9 protein-coding genes and 1 rRNA gene are annotated in these 8,940 nt (G+C 51.6%); 6 read left to right on the top strand and 4 right to left on the bottom strand.

Annotated elements, in window-relative coordinates; all coding sequences use genetic code 11:
* The first annotated feature begins 39 nt into the window (after positions 1 to 39).
* Positions 40 to 155: ribosomal RNA gene (gene rrf / locus AB6V08_RS17640) — 5S ribosomal RNA — on the top strand.
* A gap of 77 nt (positions 156 to 232) precedes the next feature.
* On the opposite strand, the gene mobB is transcribed toward rrf, so the two are convergent.
* Positions 233 to 739 carry a molybdopterin-guanine dinucleotide biosynthesis protein MobB gene (gene mobB / locus AB6V08_RS17635; protein WP_368544111.1) on the bottom strand — a complete coding sequence of 169 codons (507 nt, stop codon included), beginning with the start codon at positions 737 to 739 and terminating at the stop codon, positions 233 to 235.
* A complete protein-coding gene (gene mobA / locus AB6V08_RS17630) occupies positions 736 to 1,320 on the bottom strand; it encodes a molybdenum cofactor guanylyltransferase MobA (RefSeq protein WP_368544110.1) in 585 nt (194 codons plus the stop codon). Before mobA ends, mobB begins: the two co-directional genes overlap by 4 nt.
* Positions 1,321 to 1,388: 68 nt before the next feature.
* Here mobA and AB6V08_RS17625 point away from each other — a divergent pair, with 68 nt between their 5' ends.
* The 3 genes from AB6V08_RS17625 (at position 1,389) to dsbA (ending at position 3,371) form a co-directional block, all read left to right on the top strand.
* Positions 1,389 to 1,658, top strand: coding sequence for a YihD family protein (locus AB6V08_RS17625; protein WP_014072418.1), 270 nt, complete (start codon positions 1,389 to 1,391; stop codon positions 1,656 to 1,658).
* Positions 1,659 to 1,733: 75 nt separating this feature from the next.
* Positions 1,734 to 2,720 (top strand): serine/threonine protein kinase, encoded by a 987-nt coding sequence (locus tag AB6V08_RS17620; protein WP_368544109.1) that lies wholly within the window; start codon positions 1,734 to 1,736, stop codon positions 2,718 to 2,720.
* Between the two features lie 27 nt (positions 2,721 to 2,747).
* The gene (gene dsbA / locus AB6V08_RS17615; protein WP_368544108.1) at positions 2,748 to 3,371 is read left to right on the top strand and encodes a thiol:disulfide interchange protein DsbA; all 624 of its coding nucleotides are present in this window, start codon (positions 2,748 to 2,750) and stop codon (positions 3,369 to 3,371) included.
* 15 nt (positions 3,372 to 3,386) lie between these two features.
* Here the strand turns inward: dsbA and AB6V08_RS17610 are convergent, their stop codons facing one another.
* Positions 3,387 to 4,295 (bottom strand): acyltransferase, encoded by a 909-nt coding sequence (locus tag AB6V08_RS17610; RefSeq protein ID WP_368544107.1) that lies wholly within the window; start codon positions 4,293 to 4,295, stop codon positions 3,387 to 3,389.
* A 440-nt stretch (positions 4,296 to 4,735) separates the two neighbouring features.
* Between AB6V08_RS17610 and polA the strand changes: the two genes are divergently transcribed.
* Complete coding sequence (polA, locus tag AB6V08_RS17605; RefSeq protein ID WP_368544106.1) at positions 4,736 to 7,528, top strand: DNA polymerase I; 2,793 nt, start codon at positions 4,736 to 4,738, stop codon at positions 7,526 to 7,528.
* 166 nt (positions 7,529 to 7,694) lie between these two features.
* Positions 7,695 to 7,742 carry a spot 42 RNA, inhibition of DNA synthesis gene (locus tag AB6V08_RS23260; RefSeq protein WP_071892919.1) on the top strand — a complete coding sequence of 16 codons (48 nt, stop codon included), beginning with the start codon at positions 7,695 to 7,697 and terminating at the stop codon, positions 7,740 to 7,742.
* A 97-nt stretch (positions 7,743 to 7,839) separates the two neighbouring features.
* On the opposite strand, the gene yihA is transcribed toward AB6V08_RS23260, so the two are convergent.
* The gene (gene yihA / locus AB6V08_RS17600) at positions 7,840 to 8,469 is read right to left on the bottom strand and encodes a ribosome biogenesis GTP-binding protein YihA/YsxC (RefSeq protein WP_234672817.1); all 630 of its coding nucleotides are present in this window, start codon (positions 8,467 to 8,469) and stop codon (positions 7,840 to 7,842) included.
* Positions 8,470 to 8,940 lie beyond the last annotated feature (471 nt).

Below are 8,940 nucleotides of genomic sequence, written 5' to 3'. Positions count from 1 at the left end.
TGAGAGATGATTTTCAGCTGATACAGATTACAGAATTTGCCTGGCGGCTTTAGCGCGGTGGTCCCACCTGACCCCATGCCGAACTCAGAAGTGAAACGCCGTAGCGCCGATGGTAGTGTGGGGTCTCCCCATGTGAGAGTAGGGAACTGCCAGGCATCAAATAAGTGAAGAGGCCATCCGAAAGGATGGCCTTTTTGCGTTCTGCCATTTAGAAAACAGCAAGAAGACAGGCTTACCTGCCTGCCATCCACAGCTGGATAAAGCTCGCTATCCCATCTACATCATTCAAATCTAAAACTGGCACAGACAGCTCCGGCTCAATATCGCTGGCAACGGCGATAACATGCTCATCCAGCGTTAATTCGTTTAGGGCGTGCCCTGCATCGCTTCTGAAAAGCAGGATCTTAGCGACAGACTCGTGCTTGAACCCTTCAACCAGAACCAAATCAAGCGTTGAATGGTCCATTCGACTTACCAGATAAGCCAGATCCAGCGGCTTTTCGTCCGGTGTTTCCGTCATCAGCGCCCACCGCTGGCTGCTGGCCACCATCGTTTGCGCGGCTCCTGCTTTACGCAGTTCGTAGCTGTCTTTTCCGGGTTTATCGATATCCATATTGTGATGGGTATGCTTAATTAAACCCGGGCAGATCCCTCTTTCACACAGTGCGGGGATCAGCTTTTTCAGAAGCGTCGTTTTACCCGTACCGCTCCAGGCTGAAATGGCTAAAACGGGGATCATGCTTTCTCCTGCATCTTCTTGAGATCTTCGGTTGTGTTCACGTTGATGAAAGCAGATTTCAGATCGCTAAAATCGACAGAGTGACCACCCGACTGACGCATAAACACCATCACGCGCCGCTCTCCTGCTTCCAGATAGGATTGCAAATTCGGTATTAACTTCTTGTTAATCAACGCAATAGTGGGATGGTCGCGCTCTCCGTCATGTATCCAGACAACGGGGGACTGGTCACGATGCTCTACCAGGCGATCGGCAAGACAGGCCGGGATAAGCGGCGTATCGCACGAGCAAAAGAGAAACCACTCGCCGTCGGATTGTTGCATCACCGAAAGCATACCGGCGAGAGGGCCGGGATAGTCGGCCTGGATGTCCTGATAAACGGGAAATCCGCTCTCTTGATAGAGCTCGATATGCCGATTAGCGCTAATGGCAATCGACGCCACCTGGCGTGAAAGGGTATCTGCGACGTGTTTCCATAACGGTATACCGTTTAGCACCTGAAGGCCCTTGTCTTTTCCTCCCATGCGCGTTGCCCTTCCGCCAGCCAGAACAACGCCAGTAATTTCCAGATGCTGTTTCACCTATATCGCCTCTTTTATTGTGGGATTGACCCTGCTAACGTGTCTTTCTAAATGAAAGGAGCACCACCATGAAATGTAAACGTCTGAACGAAGTTATTGAACTCCTCCAGCCAGCCTGGCAAAAAGAACCCGAGCTGAATCTGATGCAATTTTTACAGAAACTGGCGAAAGAGTCAGGTTATGACGGTGAATTGACGGACCTTTCTGACGACATCCTGATCTATCACCTCAAAATGCGCGACTCCGCCAAAGATGCTGTTATTCCGGGAATTCAGAAGGACTACGAGGAAGATTTTAAAACCGCGCTGCTTCGGGCGCGTGGCGTAATTAAAGAGTAAAAGCTTGTAAGCGGCGGCACCGAAATCGCCACAAAATGATATCCTCAATCATTCGTATATTTTCCGGATGATCGGATGAACGACCAGGCTTTTACTTTCCAGACATTGCACCCGGATACCATTATGGATGCCCTCTTCGATCAGGGTATTCGCGTGGATTCCGGGTTAACGCCTTTAAATAGCTACGAAAACCGCGTCTATCAATTCCAGGACGAGGAGCGTCAGCGCTTTGTCGTTAAATTCTATCGTCCCGAACGCTGGTCTGCGGAACAAATTCAGGAAGAACATCAGTTTGCCCACGATTTACTGGCAGACGATGTCCCGGTGGCTGCCCCGATACCATTCAATAATCAAACGCTGCTTACGCACCAGGGGTTTTTCTTCGCCGTATTTCCAAGCCTGGGCGGCCGTCAGTTTGAAGCTGATAATATCGATCAGATGGAATGGGTTGCCCGCTATCTTGGGCGAATTCATCAAACCGGACGTAAAAAATCCTTTATTGCCCGTCCGACAATGGGGATTCAGGAATATCTTCTTGAGCCACGACAGGTATTCGAAACCTCTACGCTAATCCCTGCGGCGCTGAAGGACAATTTCCTCGACGCGACGGATAAACTCATCGACGCGGTAAAAACACACTGGCGCGATGATATTCCCGTGCTTCGTCTACACGGGGATTGTCATGCCGGAAATATCCTCTGGCGAGATGGCCCGCTATTTGTCGATCTCGACGATGCGCGCATGGGGCCTGCCATTCAGGATCTGTGGATGCTGCTTAACGGTGACAAAGCCGAGCAGCGTATGCAGCTTGAAACCATCATTGAAGCCTATGAAGAATTTAGCGCCTTTAATTCAGATGAAATTGCCCTGATTGAGCCTTTACGTGCGATGCGTTTTGTTTATTATCTCGCATGGTTAATCAGGCGTTGGGACGATCCCGCGTTCCCCAGAAACTTCCCGTGGTTAACCGGAGAAGATTACTGGCGCAACCAGATATCCACTTTTATTGAGCAGGTTAAGGTTCTTCGGGAGCCTCCTCTGCAATTAACGCCAATGTATTAATCGAACACACCCAGGAGAAAGTTGATCATGAAAAAAGTATGGCTAGCGCTGGCAGGTATGATTCTGGCATTTAGCGCCTCTGCTGCACAGTTTACTGACGGTAAACAGTACACCACGCTCGAGAAGCCAGTTGCTGGTGAGCCACAGGTGCTGGAGTTCTTCTCTTTCTATTGCCCGCACTGCTATCAGTTCGAGCAGGTTCTTCATGTTTCTGACAACGTGAAGAAAAAGCTGCCGGAAGGCACCAAAATGACCAAGTACCACGTTGAGTTCCTGGGCCCACTGGGTAAAGACCTGACTCAGGCGTGGGCAGTTGCGATTGCTCTGGGCGTGGAAGATAAAATCACCGCTCCTATGTTTGAAGGCGTGCAGAAAACCCAGACCGTTCAAACCACTGCGGACATCCGTAAGGTATTCGTAGATGCGGGCGTGAAGGCCGAAGACTATGACGCGGCCTGGAACAGCTTCGTGGTGAAATCTCTGGTTGCTCAGCAGGAGAAAGCCGCTGCCGACCTGCAACTGCAGGGCGTTCCGGCGATGTATGTTAACGGTAAATACCAGCTGAACATGCAGGGCATGGATACCAGCAGCATGGACATCTTCGTACAGCAGTACGCGGATACCGTGAAGTATCTGGTTGAGAAGAAGTAAAAAAGAAAACGCCGGTCACTGACCGGCGTTTTTGTATGAAGATTTAATGTTATCTATCTGCTCGTCTTTCTCTTTCCAGAGCGTATTAAGCCAGAGCTGGAAACGACGCTTAAAGTTCTTATCGTTAACGTAATCACCGTGCAATTCTGTATCGACAGGAAGCAGGTCAACGCGCACGACAATGCGTGTCAGCTTGCCGCTCAGCATATCGTAGAACGGCGTGCTATCGTTTTCCGGATAACACAGCGTGACGTTCAGGAGCTTATCAAACTGCTCCCCGAGTACATTAAGCGCCATTGCGATGCCTGCGGCTTTAGGCGGCAGTAAGTTCTTATATGGCGAGCGCGTTTGCAGCCGCTTCTCTTCCGTGAAACGAGAGCCTTCGACGAAGTTAACGATCGTTGTTGGGTGGGCGCGAAACTTTTCGCATGAACGGCGCGTGGTTTCGACGTCTTTACCGCGACGCTCCGGATGGCGAATAAGGTAGCTGCGAGAATAGCGCTTCATAAACGGCATATCCAGCGCCCAGCACGCCAGGCCAATAAAAGGCACCCAGGCCAGCTGCTGCTTAAGAAAGTATTTGTTCATTGGGATATGTTTGCGGAACAGCACGCACAGAACCACAATATCTGCCCAGCTGTGGTGGTTGCAGATCAGCAAATACCAGTTCTTTTTGTTCAGCCTTTCCAGGCCCTGAACATCCCACTTCAGGTGCGGGTTCAGGTACAACAGGATGGCCAACCCTTCGCACCAGCAATACATCATGAAGTTACAAAATGCAGAAACTGCTCGCCAGACGGCGGGGACGGGTAACAGCAGCTTAATTATTCCGGCGACGATGATCGGCACAGAACAGGCGACAGTCACCAGAATAGTTAAAATGATGCTTAACAGTAATGTTATCGCAGCGAGTAATCTCAACATTTTGAGCTTTTTCAGATAGTTAGATGTATTTTGCCGACCGGGTGCCCGGCGCAGGGCGCTGATTTTACCAGAAATCGGGCTAAATAATGGCGCTTTCATCCCGTGAGTTAGATGCTTTTACCTTTTAGCAGATGATTTATCTATGAATGCGAAATGGGCGAGGCTTATATCCACATGGAGTAAATTGTCATCAGTTGGCAATATACAGTCAGGATCTCTATTTAATAGATTGATATTCAATACAAAATTATTGAAATCCGAACGGCTTAGATCGTTATTTTCCCTCTGAAGTGAAAATATACACAAACTTATCCACAGATTTAAATTTGCGAGCGATCTTCACGATCCCAAAATCTTTTCCTGTAATGGGTGCTAAAAACTGATGTTTTCATCCTTCTGTGGCATCCTTTACGCATAAATTGATTAAAGGCACGGACAACATGGTTCAGATCCCAGAAAACCCTCTTATTCTCGTCGACGGCTCTTCTTACCTGTATCGGGCGTATCATGCGTTTCCTCCTCTGACCAATAGCGCAGGGGAGCCCACCGGCGCGATGTACGGCGTGCTCAATATGCTGCGCAGCCTGATCCTTCAGTACCAGCCGACCCACGCGGCGGTTGTGTTTGACGCGAAGGGCAAAACCTTCCGTGACGAGCTGTTTGAGCATTACAAATCTCACCGTCCGCCAATGCCTGACGATCTGCGCGCGCAAATCGAGCCGCTGCACACGATGGTAAAAGCAATGGGTCTGCCGCTGCTGGCCGTGTCCGGCGTCGAGGCCGATGACGTCATCGGTACGCTGGCGCGTGAGGCGGAAAAAATGGGCCGTCCCGTGCTGATCAGCACCGGTGATAAAGACATGGCGCAGCTGGTCACCCCTGGGATCACCCTGATTAACACCATGACCAACACCATTCTGGGGCCGGAAGAGGTGGTGGCTAAATACGGGGTTCCGCCAGAGCTGATCATCGATTTCCTCGCCCTGATGGGCGATTCCTCAGATAACATTCCGGGCGTTCCGGGCGTGGGCGAGAAAACCGCGCAGGCGCTGCTGCAGGGTCTTGGCGGGCTGGATACGCTGTACGCCGAGTCTGACAAAATCGCCGGATTAACCTTCCGTGGCGCCAAAACCATGGCCGGCAAACTTGAAGACAACAAAGAGGTGGCTTACCTCTCCTACAAGCTGGCGACGATCAAAACGGATGTCGAGCTGGAGCTAACCTGCGAACAGCTCGAAGTCCAGGAGCCGGCGGCAGAAGAGCTGCTGGGTCTGTTTAAAAAATACGAATTTAAGCGCTGGACGACAGACGTCGAGGCGGGCAAATGGCTGCAGGCGAAAGGGGCCAAACCCGCGGCGAAGCCGAAAGAGACCATCACGGTGGATGCCGAAGAGCAGGCTGAAGAGGAGGCCACTGCGCTCTCTTCTGACAACTACGAAACCATTCTGGAAGAGTCCCAGCTTGTCGCCTGGATCGAAAAACTGAAGAAGGCGCCGGTCTTCGCCTTCGATACGGAAACCGACAGCCTCGATAACATCTCCGCGAACATGGTAGGGCTGTCGTTTGCGACAGAGCCGGGCCTGGCGGCCTATGTGCCCGTTGCCCATGATTATCTGGATGCACCGGATCAAATCCCGCGCGAGCGCGTGCTGGCGCTGCTGAAACCGCTGCTTGAAGACGAGAAGCTGCTCAAGGTCGGGCAAAACCTGAAATATGACCGCGGGATCCTGCAAAACTACGGCATCGAACTGCGCGGTATCGCCTTCGATACCATGCTGGAATCCTACATTCTGGACAGCGTGGCAGGCCGTCACGATATGGATTCCCTCTCCGATCGCTGGCTGAAACACAAAACCATTACCTTCGAAGAAATTGCCGGCAAAGGCAAAAATCAGCTGACCTTTAACCAGATTGCGCTGGAAGAGGCGGGCCGCTATGCGGCTGAAGACGCTGACGTCACGCTGCAGCTGCACCTGAAGATGTGGCCTAAGCTGCAGAAGCAGGAAGGACCGCTGAACGTCTTCCAGCACGTCGAAATGCCGCTAGTGCCCGTGCTGTCCCGCATTGAGCGCAACGGCGTTAAAATCGACCCAACGGTGCTGCATAACCACTCCGGTGAGCTTGCGCAGCGTTTGACCGAGCTTGAGCAGAAGGCACATGAGCTGGCGGGCGAGCCGTTTAACCTGTCGTCGCCTAAGCAGCTGCAGACTATCCTGTTTGAAAAACAGGGCATTAAGCCGCTGAAGAAAACCCCAGGCGGCGCACCATCGACGTCGGAAGAGGTGCTGGAGGAGCTGGCGCTGGATTATCCGCTGCCGAAAGTGATTCTGGAGTATCGCGGGCTGGCGAAGCTGAAATCGACCTACACCGACAAGCTGCCGCTGATGATCAATCCGAAAACGGGCCGCGTGCATACCTCTTACCATCAGGCGGTTGCTGCAACCGGGCGACTTTCCTCAACGGATCCGAACCTGCAAAACATCCCGGTTCGTAATGAAGAAGGTCGTCGTATTCGTCAGGCATTTATCGCGCCGGAAGACTATTTGATTGTCTCTGCGGACTACTCGCAAATCGAACTGCGCATTATGGCGCATCTGTCGCGCGACAAAGGGCTGCTGACCGCGTTTGCCGAAGGGCAGGACATTCACCGCGCGACCGCGGCTGAGGTCTTTGGCCTGCCGCTGGAAAGCGTGACCAACGAACAGCGTCGTAGCGCGAAAGCGATCAACTTCGGTCTGATTTACGGCATGAGCGCGTTCGGCCTTTCACGCCAGCTCAACATTCCGCGTAAAGAGTCGCAAAAGTACATGGATCTCTACTTTGAGCGTTACCCGGGCGTACTGGAATATATGGAGCGTACCCGTGCTCAGGCGAAAGAGAAGGGGTACGTCGAAACGCTGGATGGCCGTCGTCTTTATCTCCCGGACATCAAATCCAGTAACGCCGCGCGCCGCGCCGGCGCTGAGCGTGCGGCGATCAACGCCCCAATGCAAGGCACGGCGGCGGACATCATCAAACGCGCGATGATTGCCGTTGACGCCTGGCTGGAGAAAGAGCAGCCGCGCGTGAAAATGATCATGCAGGTGCACGATGAACTGGTGTTTGAAGTGCACAAAGACGATCTGGATGCGGTATCGAAAAAGATCCACGAACTGATGGAAAGCAGCATGACGCTCGACGTGCCATTGCTGGTGGAAGTGGGGAGTGGGGAAAACTGGGATCAGGCTCACTAAGGGTTAAATGCATAACGCGCTTATTATGTAAGTTTGCAACATAACTACGCGCGTTTTGTGACGATCATTAGAATTCCCTATGTAAAGAATGAAAAAAAACTACAAAAAGTGCTTTTTCCTCCGATAAAAAAAGAGTAGAGTTATCGACGTAGGGTACAGAGGTAAGATGTTCTATCTTTCAGACCTTTTACTTCACGTAATCGGATTTGGCTGAATATTTTAGCCGCCCCAGTCAGTAATGACTGGGGCGTTTTTTATTGCGGCAAAGAAAATTTCGGGCAAAAAAAAGCGCGGACATCACCGCGCTTTTATCACTCTTCTTCCGCTTCTGTCGCGGGTTCCAGCTCGTTAAACCAGCTATCGAGCTTCTGGCGCAGCTTGTCCACGCCTTGCTTTTTCAGGGATGAGAAAGGCTCAACCTGCACATCACCGTTAAACGCCAGCACCGCTTCGCGAACCATGTTCACCTGCGCTTTACGCGCGCCGCTTGCCAGCTTATCGGCCTTCGTGAGCAGCACCAGAACGGCGATGTCGCTCGCTACGGCCCAGTCGATCATCTGCTGATCGAGATCTTTTAACGGGTGACGAATATCCATCAGCACCACCAGACCTTTCAGGCACAGGCGTTTTTCGAGGTATTCACCCAGCGCACGCTGCCATTTGATCTTCATCTCTTCAGGCACTTGCGCGTAACCATACCCCGGTAAGTCGACCAGGCGCTTGCCCTCTGCGACTTCAAACAGGTTGATCAGCTGAGTACGGCCAGGCGTTTTTGAGGTACGCGCCAGGCTTTTCTGGTTGGTCAGCGTATTCAGGGCGCTGGACTTACCCGCATTGGAGCGTCCAGCAAATGCCACTTCAATACCGGTATCGGAAGGTAAGTGGCGAATATCAGGCGCACTGGTGACAAAATGCGTCTGTTGGTAGTTCCAGGTAGTCACGTGGTCGTCTCCAAAAATCGTAATCTGACGGGGATTATACCTGAATGCGGGCAAAAGGCTTTTCCCATCGCGATCGGCCTGAAGGTGAAAACCACAGGGTTTGTAAGACATTTGCCATTAAAGCTATGGGAGATCTCAGAGAAATCGCAGGTGTAAAAAAACACAATTTGTTTTAAATCAAATTGTTGCATTTGAGTAATTTTCTGAAAATCTATTTTTGTACCGTTTCACAGCTTGTTAGTTCAGTGGAACAAGGTAAAGTGTGCGCCAAGGCGAGGATGCCACAGGATAATGACTTAGGGACAAGGGTCAGGAACGCCAGGAGGCGAAGACTAAGGATTGTCAGGATGACAATGCGCCTGGAGGCGTTTTAAAAGGGAAAGGGAACCGTATCACGGACGGTATAAGCCAAAGGATAAACAGGGTTCGTTGTTGGCAAACAAGGAATGTCTGACCCGTTAAGGGTTGTGA

Origin of the sequence: Enterobacter soli, assembly GCF_964208575.1 — a bacterium.
GTDB classification, from domain to species: domain Bacteria; phylum Pseudomonadota; class Gammaproteobacteria; order Enterobacterales; family Enterobacteriaceae; genus Enterobacter; species Enterobacter soli_A.
The sequence above is the reverse complement of the archived record's forward strand: the minus strand, read 5'-3'. Positions and strand labels throughout refer to the sequence as shown.

What these genes read in the sequence shown, in the direction of transcription:
- mobB (WP_368544111.1), bottom strand. Translation starts at nt 739, where the DNA reads ATGATCCCCGTTTTAGCCATTTCAGCCTGGAGCGGTACGGGTAAAACG.
- AB6V08_RS17625 (WP_014072418.1), top strand. Translation starts at nt 1,389, where the DNA reads ATGAAATGTAAACGTCTGAACGAAGTTATTGAACTCCTCCAGCCAGCC.
- AB6V08_RS17620 (WP_368544109.1), top strand. Translation starts at nt 1,734, where the DNA reads ATGAACGACCAGGCTTTTACTTTCCAGACATTGCACCCGGATACCATT.
- dsbA (WP_368544108.1), top strand. Translation starts at nt 2,748, where the DNA reads ATGAAAAAAGTATGGCTAGCGCTGGCAGGTATGATTCTGGCATTTAGC.
- AB6V08_RS17610 (WP_368544107.1), bottom strand. Translation starts at nt 4,295, where the DNA reads ATGTTGAGATTACTCGCTGCGATAACATTACTGTTAAGCATCATTTTA.
- polA (WP_368544106.1), top strand. Translation starts at nt 4,736, where the DNA reads ATGGTTCAGATCCCAGAAAACCCTCTTATTCTCGTCGACGGCTCTTCT.